General features: G+C 65.9%; 13 protein-coding genes, 1 tRNA gene and 1 pseudogene. 4 read left to right on the top strand and 11 right to left on the bottom strand.

All coding sequences use genetic code 11. The features are described from left to right. Positions 1 to 318 precede the first annotated feature (318 nt). The gene (gene greA, locus IEW24_RS26480) at positions 319 to 792 is read left to right on the top strand and encodes a transcription elongation factor GreA (protein ID WP_188583915.1); all 474 of its coding nucleotides are present in this window, start codon (positions 319 to 321) and stop codon (positions 790 to 792) included. A gap of 87 nt (positions 793 to 879) precedes the next feature. On the opposite strand, the gene IEW24_RS26485 is transcribed toward greA, so the two are convergent. After that, complete coding sequence (locus IEW24_RS26485; RefSeq protein ID WP_188583916.1) at positions 880 to 1,365, bottom strand: Lrp/AsnC family transcriptional regulator; 486 nt, start codon at positions 1,363 to 1,365, stop codon at positions 880 to 882. 451 nt (positions 1,366 to 1,816) lie between these two features. On the opposite strand from IEW24_RS26485, the gene trxB reads away from it, so the two are divergent. From trxB to IEW24_RS26500, 3 genes are all read left to right on the top strand, one after another. Further along, a complete protein-coding gene (trxB, locus tag IEW24_RS26490; protein WP_188583917.1) occupies positions 1,817 to 2,794 on the top strand; it encodes a thioredoxin-disulfide reductase in 978 nt (325 codons plus the stop codon). Positions 2,795 to 2,908: 114 nt separating this feature from the next. Then, positions 2,909 to 3,799: a LysR family transcriptional regulator gene (locus tag IEW24_RS26495; RefSeq protein ID WP_188583918.1), complete on the top strand. Its 891-nt coding sequence runs from the start codon at positions 2,909 to 2,911 to the stop codon at positions 3,797 to 3,799. Positions 3,800 to 4,577: 778 nt separating this feature from the next. Next, positions 4,578 to 5,243 carry a M15 family metallopeptidase gene (locus tag IEW24_RS26500; protein WP_188583919.1) on the top strand — a complete coding sequence of 222 codons (666 nt, stop codon included), beginning with the start codon at positions 4,578 to 4,580 and terminating at the stop codon, positions 5,241 to 5,243. A gap of 104 nt (positions 5,244 to 5,347) precedes the next feature. On the opposite strand, the gene IEW24_RS26505 is transcribed toward IEW24_RS26500, so the two are convergent. The 10 genes and pseudogenes from IEW24_RS26505 to fdxH form a co-directional block, all read right to left on the bottom strand. Continuing rightward, a complete protein-coding gene (locus tag IEW24_RS26505; RefSeq protein WP_188583920.1) occupies positions 5,348 to 6,637 on the bottom strand; it encodes an MFS transporter in 1,290 nt (429 codons plus the stop codon). Between the two features lie 403 nt (positions 6,638 to 7,040). Beyond that, complete coding sequence (locus IEW24_RS26510; RefSeq protein WP_244644690.1) at positions 7,041 to 7,499, bottom strand: hypothetical protein; 459 nt, start codon at positions 7,497 to 7,499, stop codon at positions 7,041 to 7,043. Then, positions 7,486 to 7,959: a hypothetical protein gene (locus tag IEW24_RS26515; protein WP_188583921.1), complete on the bottom strand. Its 474-nt coding sequence runs from the start codon at positions 7,957 to 7,959 to the stop codon at positions 7,486 to 7,488. Before IEW24_RS26515 ends, IEW24_RS26510 begins: the two co-directional genes overlap by 14 nt. 32 nt (positions 7,960 to 7,991) lie before the next feature. Next, positions 7,992 to 8,087, bottom strand: a tRNA-Sec gene (locus IEW24_RS26520). Positions 8,088 to 8,273: 186 nt separating this feature from the next. Beyond that, a pseudogene (selB, locus tag IEW24_RS26525) lies at positions 8,274 to 10,103 on the bottom strand (selenocysteine-specific translation elongation factor); the annotation flags it as partial. Then, on the bottom strand, positions 10,103 to 10,915 hold the full coding sequence (locus tag IEW24_RS26530) for a tetratricopeptide repeat protein (protein ID WP_188583922.1): 813 nt from the start codon (positions 10,913 to 10,915) through the stop codon (positions 10,103 to 10,105). The pseudogene selB and the gene IEW24_RS26530, both read right to left, overlap by 1 nt. Further along, the gene (gene selA, locus IEW24_RS26535) at positions 10,902 to 12,326 is read right to left on the bottom strand and encodes an L-seryl-tRNA(Sec) selenium transferase (RefSeq protein ID WP_188583923.1); all 1,425 of its coding nucleotides are present in this window, start codon (positions 12,324 to 12,326) and stop codon (positions 10,902 to 10,904) included. Before selA ends, IEW24_RS26530 begins: the two co-directional genes overlap by 14 nt. Before the next feature lie 3 nt (positions 12,327 to 12,329). Further along, on the bottom strand, positions 12,330 to 13,265 hold the full coding sequence (fdhE, locus tag IEW24_RS26540; RefSeq protein ID WP_188583924.1) for a formate dehydrogenase accessory protein FdhE: 936 nt from the start codon (positions 13,263 to 13,265) through the stop codon (positions 12,330 to 12,332). Between the two features lie 280 nt (positions 13,266 to 13,545). Next, complete coding sequence (locus IEW24_RS26545) at positions 13,546 to 14,247, bottom strand: formate dehydrogenase subunit gamma (RefSeq protein WP_188583925.1); 702 nt, start codon at positions 14,245 to 14,247, stop codon at positions 13,546 to 13,548. Then, the coding region (gene fdxH / locus IEW24_RS26550; RefSeq protein WP_188583926.1) for a formate dehydrogenase subunit beta at positions 14,244 to 14,894 on the bottom strand (651 nt) is incomplete at its 5' end. The genes fdxH and IEW24_RS26545, both read right to left, overlap by 4 nt.

Here is a 14,894-nt window from a genome sequence, read left to right on the forward strand (position 1 = left end):
CGTTCTGTTCCGGCCTGAGCCGGGCGAGACGGCCGGCTTTGTGAGGAGTGCGGTCATTCCGGTGCGCCCAGGGCGCCCGTCCGTCGCCACCCTCGCGGGACAATCGGCGTTCGGTGCGGACACTGCTTCTTAGAGCCTGATCCGATCAGACCTGATCGGTGAGTCAGCCTCTAATCCATTGATAGAGAACGTTCTTCCAATCGAACTGCGACGCAGTCCGATTGGAACGTGCTCTGTAGATCGACGTGTGAGCGTCGGGACGAGGGCCGAAAAGCCAGTCCCGCGCATCGCGGCATCAGGAGGTTCCAAGTAGGACCCATGGAAAAGATTCCCATGACGGGGGCGGGTTTCGTCGCCCTTGAGGAAGAGTTGCGTTTCCGTCAGCAGGTGGAACGCCCCCGGATCATTGCTGCCATTGCAGAAGCCCGTGCCCATGGCGACCTGTCCGAGAATGCGGAGTATCACGCCGCCAAGGAACTGCAGTCGCTGAACGAGGGCCGCATTGCGGAACTGGAAGACAAGATCTCCCGCGCCGACGTGATCGACGTGTCGAAACTGTCCGGCGATATCGTGAAGTTCGGCGCCACGGTCACTCTGGTGGACGAGGACACCGAGGAAGAGAAGGTCTGGCAGATCGTCGGCGACAGCGAGGCCGATGCCAAGGCTGGCCGGATCTCCATTTCCTCGCCGGTGGCGCGCGCGCTGATCGGCAAGAAGCAGGGCTCCTCGGTCGAGGTCGTGACGCCCAAGGGCGCCCGCTCGTTCGAGATCGTGGCGGTGCGCTGGGCCTGAGCCCTGAGCCCTGAGCGAATCACATCTGTCTTATGAAAACGGGGGCCAGTGGCCCCCGTTTTTCGTTTGGGCAGCTCTCCCGCCCGCTCACTCCGGTGGCGGCGAGCCTTCCTCAAGCGGCACGATGGGGGCGTTCTTGGCCTGCTTGAGCGTCAGCGCGGTCTTCACGTTGCGGACGTTGGGGGCGGAGGTCATCTCCAGCACGAAGTTCTGGAAGGTGGGCAGGTCGGGCGCCACGCACAGCATCAGATAGTCCACCTCACCGGACAGCATCCAGGCGCCGCGAACCAGCGGCCAGTTGGCGATGCGTTCCTCGAAGGCGGCAAGGTCCGTGCCTGCCTGGCTGACCAGATGCACCATGGCGAAGGCCATGAGGTGGTAGCCGAGCTGCTTCTCATCGAGCAGCGCCCGGTAGCCGCGGATGATTCCATCTTCTTCGAGGGCACGCACCCGGCGCAGACAGGGCGGGGCGGAGATGCCCACGCGGCGCGACAGCTCAACATTGGTCATGCGGCCGTCCCGCTGCAGTTCCGCCAGGATCTTCCAGTCCACGGCGTCGAGACGATCGGTCAAAGGGGCATCCTCCGGGAGGCGGGCCAAGCGGTCAGGAAGACCGAGCAGGGTGGGGGCACCGAAGCAGAAAGGTCGGTGCGCATGGCACCTTAGTGAAGCCGCCCCGCTGCGCAACGAAATAATATTGCGCAAGCGGCGCTGTCCGCAGTGCTTACATGTGGCACGGTGTGAAAGCGGCATCCGGTCGCGGCCCGCTTTTCCGGTTCGAAGGATCGCCTTTGCAGTGACCCTCTCCGAAATGGCGGCGTATCATGGGGACATCCTCGCGGCAGTGAAGCGCAGCAGCTGTTGAGCCTTGCGACTGGCGCAACCCGTCCCTACATTCTCGCATAGCTACGTCATCATTCCGCGATGCAGCCCTAGGACGCGATCCGCGCCGGTTGCAGTCGCTCCGGCCCAAGAGATTTGCCTGACCTGCATCTCGGCGGCCGTTCATCGGTTCGAGGCATTCATGGTTTCTCAGAGCGTGTCATCTTCCCACAGCAAGGTCATCATCATCGGTTCCGGCCCCGCCGGCTACACGGCCGCCATCTATGCCGCCCGCGCCATGCTGGAGCCGGTTCTGTTCGAGGGCATCCAGCCCGGTGGCCAGCTGACCATCACCACCGATGTGGAGAATTATCCCGGCTTCGCCGACGTCATCCAGGGGCCGTGGCTCATGGAGCAGATGCGGGCGCAGGCCGAACATGTGGGCACGCGCATCCTGTCCGAGCATGTGGCGAGCCTCGATACGACGCACCGTCCGTTCCGCCTCGTCACCGAGGGCGGCGAGACCCTCACCGCCGATACGGTGATTCTGGCCACCGGCGCGCAGGCGCGCTGGCTCGGCCTGAATTCGGAAGAGGATTATCGCGGCTTCGGCGTCTCGGCCTGCGCCACCTGCGACGGTTTCTTCTATCGCGGCAAGGACGTGGTGGTGGTGGGCGGCGGCAACACCGCCGTCGAGGAGGCGCTCTTCCTCACCAATTTCGCCGCCAAGGTCACGCTGGTGCATCGGCGCGACAAGCTGCGTGCCGAGCGCATCCTTCAGGAGCGGCTGTTCGCCCACCCCAAGGTGTCGGTGGTGTGGAATGCGGCCATCGATGAAATCCTCGGGGTGAGTGAACCCGTATCAAAGGTCACGGGCGTTCGCCTTCAGGACACCGTCACCGGCGCGCATGCGGAACTGGCCACCGATGGCGTGTTCATCGCCATTGGCCATGCGCCGTCCACGGCGCTGGTGGAAGGTCAGCTTCGGCTCAAGTCCGGCGGCTATGTTTGGACGGCGCCGGACTCCACTGCCACCTCGGTACCCGGCGTGTTCGCTGCGGGCGATGTGGCGGATGATGTGTTTCGGCAGGCCGTCACGGCTGCAGGCCGGGGCTGTATGGCGGCGCTGGAGGCGGAACGCTTCCTGGCGCAGCACGAGATGGCAGAAGCGGCCGAATAGGCCGGCGGCGCCGGGTGCGTCGCGGCCGGTGGGCCGCGGTGGTGAACCCGGCACCGAAACTCGAATGGGACCCGCGCCGTCGCCAGGGCGCCGCGTGTCCCGGGGCGTGGTGTTATGGATTGGGACAAGCTTAAGGTTTTCCACGTGGCCGCCGAGGCGGGCTCCTTCACCCATGCTGGCGAGACGCTCGGCCTTTCCCAGTCCGCGGTGAGCCGTCAGGTCTCGGCGCTGGAGCAGGAGCTCAAGGTTCCGCTGTTCCATCGCCATGCGCGTGGCCTCATCCTGACCGAGCAGGGCGAGCTGCTCTATCGCACCGCTCACGAGGTCTTCCTCAAGCTGGAATCGGCGCGGGCTCAGCTCACCGACAGTCGCGAGAAGCCCAACGGCGAACTGCGCGTCACCACTACCGTCGGCCTCGGTACCCATTGGCTCACGGCGCGGGTCGGAGAGTTCGTGGACCTCTATCCCGATATCCGTATCCAGCTGATCCTGACCGACGAGGAACTCGACCTCGCCATGCGTGAGGCGGACGTGGCCATCCGCATGCGCCAGCCGGTGCAGCCGGATCTTGTGCAGCGCAAACTGTTCACCGTGCATTTCCATGCTTATGCGTCGGCGGACTATCTCAAGCGTCACGGCCAGCCGCGCACGCTGGACGAGCTGGACAAGCACCGCATCCTGCTGCTGGGCGGGCCGATCCCGAGCTATTTCCAGGGCTTGAACTGGCTGGAACATGCGGGGCGGGACGGCTCCACGCCGCGTGTGCCGGCGTTCGAGGTCAACAGTGTGCTGGGTCTCAAGCGGGCAGTGGAACGGGGTGTCGGCATCGGCACGCTGCCGGACTATCTGTCCGACGACTCGACCTCCCTCGTGCAGCTGTTCACGGACCGCGAGACGCCTACTCTGGAGGCATACTTCACTTACGCTCAGGAAATGCGCTCGGTGGCGCGTATTCAGGTGTTCCGTGACTTCCTCATCTCCAAGGCGCAGCGCTGGAACTACTGATCATGACGGAAGGGTGACGGCGCTTTCTGGTTGACGGAAAGGTGTGAGGACAACCCTGCCGAAAAGCCAAGCGTTAGGCACATGCCTGACATGCGGTCATTTTGCATTGCCTTATGCCTAAGGGGAGTGCACTTTGCTCTTGCCCTGATCGCGCTAGGCGCAGTCAGGTGTTCCCCTCTGGAAGGTTCGCCGCTCTGCGGCGATACTTGCCCGGCCTCTTCATTGAGGTCGGGCATTTTTCTTTTACGGGCCCGACATCTTTCATCTCCTGTTTTTGCTGCGACGCAGCATGCTTCGGAGCGACGAAAGGCGCTGGCCGGGCAGGGAACGGTCGCTGCTTCCCTCGCGTTCCTGTGCTTCATCACAGGAGGGCCTCATGGTGCAGCTTTTCAGCCCGGTTCCGCGCCCTTGTCGCACGGATCAGGCCCTTGTCTGGGGTGCCGGCATTCGCACTCGGGCTGTCCGCCCCGTAGCGGTCCATCTGGTGGCCATCCATCGGGCGTCCATGCATTTCGGGCCTTTCCCCATTCCGGGCCAGCCTGATCCCGGCCGCTCGCCGGAGCCTCCCATTCCCCCGCCAGCGCCGGCTGAGGATCCTGACGACGTGCCCGTGCCGGGGCCCGATCTGCCGCCACTCCCGGACGATGACCCTTCGCGAGAGCCCCGCCGCGAGCCTTATCCCACTCCCCCTCCTCTGGATGATCCTGATAGGGTGGGCGATGTGCCGCTGAACTGAGAACGCGCATCCCGCCAGCGGCCGAGGCACGCAAGGAGTGTCATGGCCCCTTTTTCAAGCAATGCTGGAGCACCGTCGCAGCGGGGGCCAGTTGAGACGTTGCCGCCGCTGTTTCTGGATGTTCCGGAATTGGTGCCGGATGCCATCGTGGATCTGCGCTACGCGGGTTCGAACAATTTCGTTGGCACGCGCGTGGATGGTTATGAAGCCAACCGTGCCCTGTTGACGCGGCCTGCCGTTGAGGCCGTGGCCCGCGTCGCCGCCGACGTGAAGCGTGATGGGCTGATCCTGAAGCTGCTGGATTGCTACCGCCCCGCCCGCGCAGTGGCCCATTTCGGGCGCTGGGCGGCGGATGGCGCGGATGTGGCCACCAAGGCGGCCTACTATCCCGACTACCACAAGCCCGAACTGTTCGAGCTGGGCTACATTGCTGGCCGCTCCAGCCATTCGCGCGGCTCGACTCTTGATCTCACCCTCGTGCATCGCTCCGACGGTACGGATCTGGACATGGGGACGCCCTTTGATCTGTTCAGCACGCTGTCATGGCCGGCATCCGTTGAAGTGAGCGAGGCGCAGCAGGCCAACCGCCGCCGGCTCGCGGCGGCCATGGAGGCGGCGGGCTTCGATCCCTTCTTCATGGAGTGGTGGCACTTCACCCTGAAGGGCGAGCCATTTCCCGACAGCTATTTCGACGTGCCCATCCGCTGAACGGGCAAGGGGCGTAGGCATAAAAAAGCTGCCGGGAGGAGATCCCGGCAGCTGAATTGAGACGCGGGGAGAAACCTCCTCGCGCCGATGCGTATGAGCTCTGCTCAGTTGGCCTGCTTGTTGTTCATGCCCAGCGCGAACACGCAGGCGAGCGAGATCAGCGAGGCCACGAGCAGGTAGTAGCCAACGAAGGGCAGGCCGTAGTTGGTGTTCAGCCAAGTGGCGATATACGGAGCCAGCGAGGCGCCCACGATGCCCGCCAGATTGAAGGTCATCGAGGAGCCGGTATAGCGCACGTGGGTCGGGAAGGGCGCCGCCAGCGCGGTGCCGATCAGGCCGTAGTTGATGCCGAAGATCAGCATGCCGATGGTGCAGAAGATGTAGATCTTCTCGATGCTGCCCGACAGCAGGAAGGGGAAGCTGAAGGAGAACAGCGCGGTCAGCGCGATGCTCATCGCCAGCATCTGGTTGCGGCCGAAGCGGTCGCCCAGCTTGCCGGAGATCACCACGGTGAGGCCGAACAGGGCCGAGCCGTAGATCTGCACCTTCAGGGCTTCGAGGAAGCTGATCTTGAGCACGCTGACGTTGTACGACAGCAGGTAGGCCGTGCAGAGGTAGAACACCACGAAGGTGGCGAGCGCCATGAAGGTGCCGAGGAACAGGCCGCGCTTATGGTTGCGGAACAGCTCCACCAGCGGGACGTCGGCGCGCTGCTTCTTCTCCAGCGCCTTCTTGAACTCGGGCGTCTCGGTGATCGACAGCCGCACCCACATGCCGATGGCGATCAGCAGGATCGAGGCGATGAAGGGAATGCGCCAGCCCCAGCTACGGAACGCTTCAGGCGAGATGTAGTGCAGCAGCACCCAGAACGAGCCGGAGGCAAGGAACAGGCCGAGCGGCGCGCCGAACTGGGGGAACATGCCGTACCAGTTGCGCTTGCCCTCGGGGGCGTTCTCAGTGGCGAGCAGGACGGCGCCGCCCCATTCACCGCCGAGGCCGAAGCCCTGGCCGAAGCGACAGAGGGCCAGCAGCAGCGGGGCCATTACGCCGATCTGATGATAGCCGGGCAGGAAACCGATGGTGACGGTGGAGATGCCCATGGTGAGCAGCGCCGTCACGAGCGTGACCTTGCGGCCGATGCGATCACCGAAATGGCCGAAGACGATGGCGCCCAGCGGGCGCGCAAAGAAGGCGATGGAGAAGGTCGCGAAGGAGGCCAGCAGCGCGGACATGGGGTCCGAACCGGGGAAGAACAGCGCGGGGAACACCAGAACGGCGGCCGTGGCGTAGATGTAGAAGTCGTAGAACTCGATCGTCGTACCGATCAGGCTGGCCGTCAGGACCTGCGCCGGAGTGTTCTTGCGTCGAGTGCTGGTGCTGGTGATGGCTGTCATGGTCAACGCCGTCCTGAGGCGACGAAAGGCTCTTAAGGCGCCGGCACGGATCAAGGATGCGCGCAGGCACAATGGTTAAGCAGACACGGCGTGTGAAGGGAAATCACATCCGGGCGGAAAACACCTGGCCGCATCGAACGATCAGGTCCGGGGCCGAAGGGCGATCGCAGGACCTCGCTGATCGCTGCACGCGCGAAGGCCGATAGCAGAATTTTATGTTCCAACGCTAGTGCAGTGCGGCAAGAATCTTACGTTTTCGGCCCCGGGACCGGTCGAAACGCCATTTTGCGATGCTGCAATGCATTTTCGGAAGGGCAGGCGCATCGGGTAGGGTGACTCTGCACTTGCCTGTCCTGCGGTAAATCTTGCTTCAGGAGCCGGCAGGCATGCGATGGCATACGGCTCAGGAGAGGGAGATTTCCTCGATCTGCAGCCGGCGGCCCCAGCCATCGAAGAACTGGCCTTCGTTCAGCACCAGCCGATCTTCGCGCACGCGCTGCTCGATGGAGCGAAGGCGGGTGCGCGCGTCGTCATTCTCCAGCGGGCCTTCCCCGTCGAGCTGAGGAAAGAAGGCGACGCCATCCCATTTGCGACCAGAGCCGGCGAACAGCGACACCACCTGCGGCCAGGTGATCTCATCGCCGATGAAGTTGAGAAAAGTGGATGCGAGTGGCGCCACATGGGTCTCGCCGATCTCCACCAGGATCACCAGCGACGTAAAAGAGCCTTCGTCCGCGAAGGTCTCCCTCAGCCAGGGTTCGAAATCGTTGGCGGGGGCAGGTCTATCCGTGCGTCCGGCTTTCGCGTCTTCCCGGGTCTTCCTGGACTTCGCCGCCCGTGCGGGCTTTCTAGAAATCGACACGGGGCGTCTCCGGCATGTAATGCTCGAACAGATACCAGAAGGAGCTTGTGCGGGTCTGTTCGTACCAGTCTTCGAAGGCGGCCAGCGCGGCGGCGGGCTCCTCGGGCGGGGCAGCAGGCTTCTCCTCGCCCTCGGTTGCCGGATGGGTGGCGGTGAACAGCGCCGCCGATAATGGAGCGAGGCGCTCGAATACCTGCGTGCGGGCCTCGCTGTCGCCGTCCCAGCCGAAGGTCGCGCGCACATGGGCCTCGACGGCGGCCCGCCCAGCCTCGGGCGTTTCCGCCGCAGCGGCACGAGCGGTGAGAGCTTGCAGGAAGGAGAGGCGCCGATAAGCCGTGGTGCGCTCGGCCTCAAGCTGCTTCAGGCTCGCGGCGGCCTCGGCCTTGAACGCTTCCTCGCGGCTGCCTGCCGCGCGCGCGGCCTCGCCGAGGGATGCGAGGAAAGCATCGGCATCGGTCATTGCCGCTCGTCCTTGGGGGCTTTGGGGGAAGATGGCGGAAGAGAGTGGGAGTCGAACCCACCAAGGACCGGCTCGCGGCCCCTCCCGGATTTGAAGTCCGGACGCCCCACCAGGGACGCTTCTCCTCCATCCTGCGCCGAAGCCATGGAGGCTTCGGGCACGGTAATCTCCGCAGGGTCTAGCGCATCTGCGGGGCGCTTGTCAGCCGGCACATCATCCGCCGTGGAGCGGAACAGGTCGAGACGATGCGGGTTGAGGCGGCGCATGTCGCCCCGGCGCAGGGTCACGCCATGCCGGTCGAAGAATTCGAGGATCTGGATGGCCACCTTGCGGCCGTTGTCCACCTGATCGCGGAACTGCGCGGCGGTGAACTCGCCATGCTCGGCAGAGAGCCGTTCGAGAATGACCACCATCTCGCCCACGGTGCCGCGCAGGAAGAAATGATCGTGCGCCACCTCATCCACCCGCGCGAGGCGGCCGAGCAGCTTCAACAGCCGGCGGACATCCGCCTCGGACATGCCGATGGCATTGGCGATGTCGCGCGTGCGTGGCGGGCGGAAGCGCTCGGTGTCACCGAGCATGGGGGCGATCCGGCTCCAGGCGCCTTCGTCCTGTGAGGTGAGACGAACGGAGAAACCCGATCTGCGAACCCAGGCACCGTCGAGGGCGATCTCGCGCGTCTGCGCGAGCGCCTGTAGCGCGGCCTTGAAGGCAGGGGCGGGCAAGCGGGGCTCGGATTGCAGACGCAGCTTCTCGATGCCGAGGCCGGGCAGATCCGGATTCTCGGTATGGAAGGTGTCCAGCGTGGCCAACAGGCCGGATGAGAAAGCGGCCCACCGTGCGCCGGACAGCGCGAGGAGCGCGTTTCCGGGCCCGACGGCAAAGGTCTTGAGGTTGAGCGCCGTCACCAGCATCGGCACGGCCTGCTCGCCCAGCGCCCGGTCGCGGGCGAAAGTTGAGAGATCGAGGAAGAACGGAGGGATATCGAGCAGACGCTTAACGGCCTCCGCCGGGTCCGTTTCGGCCATGGCGGTGAGCTGGGCGAGGCGTTCAGGCGTGCGGCGCTTGCGGGCGGGCCCACGCAAATCCAGGAAGACGCCGCCGCCAATGGTGCGCTGGGCCGAGGTGTCGCGGATCACATAGCGGTCGCCCACGGCTGCCGAGATGGGGGCGTCCAGCACGAGTTGCACCAGTGCGCTGCCACCGGGGGCAATGGGGTCGCCCAGCAGCACGATGCGCGCGCCCACCTCCCGCGCCGCATGATGCAGGCGTACGGGAAACCACTGCCCGATGGGCTTGGGTTCACCCGACAGCACGTTGAGCCGCGCATCGATATGGTCAGCGGGCGCATGCAGGCTTTCATCCAGCAGTACGTCGCCGCGCGAAATGTCGTCCTTGGCGAGGCCCTCGCCGGCAAGGTTGATGCCGCAGCGATCGCCGGCCTGCCCGCGCTCGGCCGGTCGGTCCTGCGCGCGGATGGAGCGCACGCGCACGCTACGGCCCGAGGGGCTCAGCATCAGGCGGTCGCCCACGTCGACCGTGCCGGACAGCACCGTGCCGGTGACGACCGTGCCGGTGCCCTGCAAGGTGAAGGAGCGGTCCACGGCAAGGCGGAAACGGCCCTCGCAGGCGCGCTGCGCGATAGAGGCGCGGGCCTCTTCCAGCGCTGCGCGCACGGCGGCGATGCCAGCGCCCGTGTGCGTGGAAACGGGCAGGATCGCGGCGCCCTCCAGCACCGTGCCTGCCACCAGCGCCTCGATCTCGACGGTGACGGCGAGGATGCGCTCCTCATCCACCAGATCGGTCTTGGTAAGGGCGATGAGGCCGTGGCGTACGCCGAGCAGGTCAATGATGGCGAGATGCTCGCGGGTCTGCGGCATCACCCCGTCGTCGGCGGCCACCACCAGCAGCGCAAGGTCGATGCCGCCCGCGCCCGCCAGCATGGTGTGCACGAACTTCTCGTGGCCGGGCACGTCGATGAAGCCCATCACCGTGCCGTCGCCCGCGGGCATATAGGCGAAGCCGAGGTCGATGGAGATGCCGCGCGCCTTTTCCTCCTTCAGCCGGTCAGTATCGACGCCGGTGATCGCCCGCACCAGCGAGGTCTTGCCGTGGTCGATATGTCCGGCTGTTCCGACGATCATCAGGCAGCGTCCGGCGTGGTGGAGGTGGGCGCGGGCAGCGGCTGGGCTGCGGTGTGTTCGATTTCGGCGGCGCGCTCCGGCGTGAGCGCTTCGCGGGCGGTGGCCAGGAAGGGCGGGGCGAGCGCGCTGCCGCCGTCCGCAGCGCGCAGCAGCCACAGATAAGCGGCCGCCGCATCGCGCGGTACGCCAGAGCCGAGGTGATAGGCTGCGCCCAGCATGGCTTGCCCGTCGGCATCGCCGGCCTCCGCCGCCATCTTCCACCAGCGGGCGGCTTCGGTGGCATCGCGCTCCACGCCCACAGCATTGTGGTAGAGCATGCCCATGCGGGTCATGGAGGAAGCGATGCCCTGCGCTGCGGCGGCTTCCGCCCAGCGGCGGGCCTCCAGCGGGTCCATCGGGATCACCTCGCCTTCCAGTAGCATCCAGCTCAGCATGTCCTGCGCCGGGCCATCGCCCTGTGCGGCGGCTGCGCCGTAAAGCTCGGCGGCGTGCACATAGTCCTGAGGCACGCCCTCGCCCTTGAAGTAAAGGGCGGCCAGATTGCGCTGGCCCACCATGTCGCCGGCCTGTGCGGCGAGGCTCAGCCATTTCTGCGCCATCTCGGGCTCGCGGCGCACGCCGAGCCCTTCGGCGAAGCAGGCGCCGATATTGTTCTGTGCGCGCGCCACGCCCTCGCGGGCCAGCGGCTCCCAGAGGTGCAGTGCTTCCTCATAGTCGCCCTGCTGGGCGGCATCGAGGGCACGGTTCATGCGATCTTCCACGCTCGGCGCGGCACAGGGGCCGGAGCGGCGGAAGCGGTCAAACAGTCCCATCGGACAGCTCCAGATGCGCGAGGGTGGCGGCAAGGCCCGCCTCGTCTTCCAGGCAGCGCAGATCGAAGATGAGCGCCTGATCTTCGACCCTGCCAATCACCGGCACGGGCAGGCGCCGCAAGGCATCGGCCAGTGCGGAAAGCCTGCGGCCCGAACCGTCGGCGGGAATGAGCGCCAGCGCCGTGGAGGGCAGAGTCTCCAGAGGCAGCGCGCCGGAGCCGATCTGGCTCTTGCAGGCGCGTGTCTCCACCCGGAAGGTGTCGCCGAGCCGAGCCGCCACCATGGGCGCCATGCGCGCCGCCTGAGCGGCCATGTCGTCGGCGGTGCGGGTGAGCAGGCGCAGGGTCGGCAGGCGCTGGGCCAGCCGGTCGGGGTCGAGATAGAGCTTCAGGGTCGCTTCCAGCGCCGCGAGGCGGATCTTGTCCACCCGGAGCGCCCGCTTCATGGGGTTCCTGTTGATGGCTGCGATCAGGTCGCGCCGCCCCACGATGAAGCCCGCCTGCGGGCCGCCCAGCAGCTTGTCGCCCGAGAAGGTGACGATGTCGGCCCCTTCCAGCACGCTCTCGCGCACGGTGGGCTCGTGGACGAGGCCGTGGGCGGCGAGATCGGCCAGCGTGCCCGAACCCAGGTCGTTGAACAGGGGCACGTCGGCCTCGCGGGCGATGGCCGCGAGATCCTTCGGCGCGACCTCGGCGGTGAAGCCCTCGATGCGGTAATTGGAGGTGTGGACCTTCACCAGCAACCCGGTCTCCGGCGAGAGCGCGCTGCGATAATCCTTCGGGTGTGTGCGGTTGGTGGTGCCAACTTCCACGAGGCGTGTGCCCGCGCGCGCCATGATGTCCGGCATGCGGAAGGCGCCGCCGATCTCGATCAACTCACCGCGCGAGACGATGCTGTCACGCTCCGCAGCCAGGCTGTTGAGCACGAGTAAAACAGCAGCCGCATTGTTGTTGACGACGGTGGCATCTTCCGCCCCGGTGAGACGGCAGAGGAGATCGCGCACGTGGTCGTCGCGCTCGCCGCGCTTGCCGCTGTCGAGGTCGTATTCCAGCGCCACGGCGGACCGCATGGCGGCGGTTGCCGCCGCGATCGCCTCCTCGGCGAGGAGGGCGCGGCCGAGATTGGTATGCAGCACCGTGCCGGTTAGGTTGAACACCGGCGCGAGAGAGGGGCGGGCCTTCGCCTCCAGAGCGGCAAGCGCGCGGGAGGCAAGACCGTCCGCATCTTCCGGCTCGGCAGCGCCGCTCTTCAACGTGGCGCGGGCTTCTTCCAGCGCCGCACGCACGGCGGTCGTGGTTTCAGCGCGGCCGAAACGCTCGGCCGCAGCCAGAGCCAGAGGGCTCTTGAGCACCTGATCCACGGCAGGCAGACGGCGCAGTCCCGCCAGATCGGCTTTCGGTGTCCCGTCCATGGCTCAGTAGCCCAGCAGGAAGGGATTGAAGGCCGCCCGCCGATAAGGCCGGTCCTTCATCAACAGGTCGAGGCCGAGGGTGGCGACATCGTCCGCGAGCGGCTCGGCGCCGGGTTCCTTGTTGAGATAGAAGAGCTTGCCGTAGGAATGGCATTCCTCACAGGTCTCGGCTTTGCAGCCGCCGTCGAGGCCTTCCACCTCCTCAAGTCCGATGCCCTTGGTGGAGCCGCAGGCGGTGCAGCGCACCCGCACATAGTTCCACAGCGTGCCGCAGAGCGCGCAGCCGCAATAGCGAGCGCCGGGCGCCTGCGGCCAGTCCACGATCAGGCTCGCGACCGGCGGTCCGCCGCAACACGGGCAGGCACCATCACCCACGGGCACGAGCTTCTTGCTGTCAAGCCCGGTGGCCCGGCGGGCGAAATGCACCTGAAGGGCGGCGGCCACGAACACATGCTCGGCCAGAGCTTCCACGGGGAGGGCATCGGCCAGCACGTTGCGCACCATCTGGTCGCGGCTGACGGAGTCGGCAGCGATGACGCTGTCGAGGGCCGTGCGGGCGGCCTCAGGCATCTCCAGTGCCTTGGCCTGCGCCAGCAGGCGGTCAAAGGTGGTCTCGAAGGTCGTGTCGGATGTGAAGTTGCCCCGATCAAGCGGCGGCATGGCGTGCTCGCGGGAACGGGCGAGACGCTCGGCATCCACGGGTTCCACTGCCGGCAGGCCGGACAGGATGTCCCGCTGCGCCGCGGCAATGGAGCCGAGGAAGAGAAGATAGGGCTTTAGATCGCTGCGCTCGGCCATGTCGGCGAAGCGTTTCGCGCGCTTGTCGAACAGGGTTTCCGGATCAGGCAGATAGGCCAAAGCGGGCTGGGCGATGCCGCCAATGACGGAAGGATCGGGCTGGATGGCCCCGGAAGAAGGGGAGCCTGGAGAATTGGACATGGAACCTCACGAACCCCACGGGTCACGTCGAAACGGGTTGGCGCAAGGCTGATCTCAGCCTGCGGAATGGGTGGAAACGACATGCGGTCTCGGCCGCCTGAAATGGTCGTTTCAACTCAGGGCTGTCGCAGCAGCCCGACTGAACCTGTTAACCATATAAGCCATCATGGCCGCCATCGCGAGGGGGCGGGCCGGGCCGGGCGTGTCATAGCGACTGAGATGCGGGCCGGATGGCTTGAGGTGCCGCGCGGCGGACGGGCCGCCGCGCGGAAAGCATGTGTCACTCGGCCGGCGTACCGGCGCGCTTGCCGGCCACCAGTTCGCGCAGCCACTTGCGGTGGTGACGCCAGGCCCATCCGCCAGTCACCTGCCCGCTGGTCATGGCGCTCATGGTGCCCTTGACCCAGATGGCGGCGTAGACGTGGATGATCCACACGCAGATGATCGCGACGGCCGCCAGCGAGTGGACGATGAGCGCGACGCGCTGCGTCGGAATGCTGGTGTAGGTGAAGAAATACTGTTCCCACACCATCACGCCGGTGACGATCAGTAGGATGATCAGCCCGGACATGCTCCAGAACACCACCTTCTGCCCGGCATTGTACTTGCCGAGTTCGGGAAGGCGTTCCTCGTGGCCCATCAGCACATCACCGCTGCGCGCGACCCAGGTCACGTCCTCCCGCCTCGGCAGGTTCAGCCGCCAGAAGCGGATGAACAACAGCGAGAAGGAGAAGAACAGCACCACGCCGATCCACGGATGGATGGCCCGGGTGAGCTGCCCGCCGCCGAACAGATTGGTCAGGAAGAACAGGCTCGGCGTGAACAGCGACAGGCCGGAAAGCGCCAGCAGAATGAGGCTGATGGCGGTGATCCAGTGATTGATGCGTGCGCCGACTGTGTATCGGTTCACCGTCACCGGATGGCCAAGATCGATGCTGTCACCGGGCATCACGTCGCTCGGAGATTGGGGTTTGGCGCTCATGCCTTTTCCCCTTCCGTTGCCTTGACGCCCTCAGCCAGCTTCTCGGCCTGCTCCTCATCCTCGGCGGAAACGCGGTTGGCGCCTGCGACGAGATAATGGAGGACGCCGGCGATGGCTGCGAAGCCCATCACGCCCATGCCCACATACTTGGTGACGCCCTTCCAGGCTTCCACGATCGGCGAGATGCGCGGATTGTCCGGAAGGCCGGCATAGATGCTCGGCTTGTCCGCATGCTGGAGCACGTACATGACGTGCGTGCCGGAAACGCCCGGCGGATCATAGAGGCCCGCGGTCTTGTAGCCGCGGGACTTCAGATCCGTGACGCGCTCGGCGGCATGCTTCTTCATCTCCTCCTTGGTACCGAAGGCGATGGCCTGGGTGGGGCACGCCTTGGCGCAAGCAGGCCACTGGCCCTGGGCCACGCGATCGGAACAGAGCGTGCACTTGTACGCCTTATTGTCGACCTTGGAGATGCGGGGAATGTTGAAGGGACAACCCTTCACGCAATAACCGCAGCCGATGCAATGGTCATGGACGAAGTCCACGATGCCGTTGGTGTACTGGACAATAGCGCCGGGGGCCGGGCAGGCCTTCAGGCAGCCCGGATCCTCACAGTGCATGCAGCCGTCCTTGCGGATCAGCCACTC

The organism is Azorhizobium oxalatiphilum, assembly GCF_014635325.1.
GTDB lineage: Bacteria > Pseudomonadota > Alphaproteobacteria > Rhizobiales > Xanthobacteraceae > Azorhizobium > Azorhizobium oxalatiphilum.

Bases quoted from the DNA above. Each gene is read 5' to 3' on its own strand.
- IEW24_RS26495 (WP_188583918.1), top strand. From the start codon at position 2,909: ATGGATTGGGACAAGCTTAAGGTTTTCCACGTGGCCGCCGAGGCGGGC.
- fdhE (WP_188583924.1), bottom strand. From the start codon at position 13,265: ATGTCCAATTCTCCAGGCTCCCCTTCTTCCGGGGCCATCCAGCCCGAT.
- selA (WP_188583923.1), bottom strand. From the start codon at position 12,326: ATGGACGGGACACCGAAAGCCGATCTGGCGGGACTGCGCCGTCTGCCT.
- IEW24_RS26530 (WP_188583922.1), bottom strand. From the start codon at position 10,915: ATGGGACTGTTTGACCGCTTCCGCCGCTCCGGCCCCTGTGCCGCGCCG.
- greA (WP_188583915.1), top strand. From the start codon at position 319: ATGGAAAAGATTCCCATGACGGGGGCGGGTTTCGTCGCCCTTGAGGAA.
- trxB (WP_188583917.1), top strand. From the start codon at position 1,817: ATGGTTTCTCAGAGCGTGTCATCTTCCCACAGCAAGGTCATCATCATC.
- IEW24_RS26500 (WP_188583919.1), top strand. From the start codon at position 4,578: ATGGCCCCTTTTTCAAGCAATGCTGGAGCACCGTCGCAGCGGGGGCCA.
- IEW24_RS26505 (WP_188583920.1), bottom strand. From the start codon at position 6,637: ATGACAGCCATCACCAGCACCAGCACTCGACGCAAGAACACTCCGGCG.
- IEW24_RS26515 (WP_188583921.1), bottom strand. From the start codon at position 7,959: ATGACCGATGCCGATGCTTTCCTCGCATCCCTCGGCGAGGCCGCGCGC.
- IEW24_RS26545 (WP_188583925.1), bottom strand. From the start codon at position 14,247: ATGAGCGCCAAACCCCAATCTCCGAGCGACGTGATGCCCGGTGACAGC.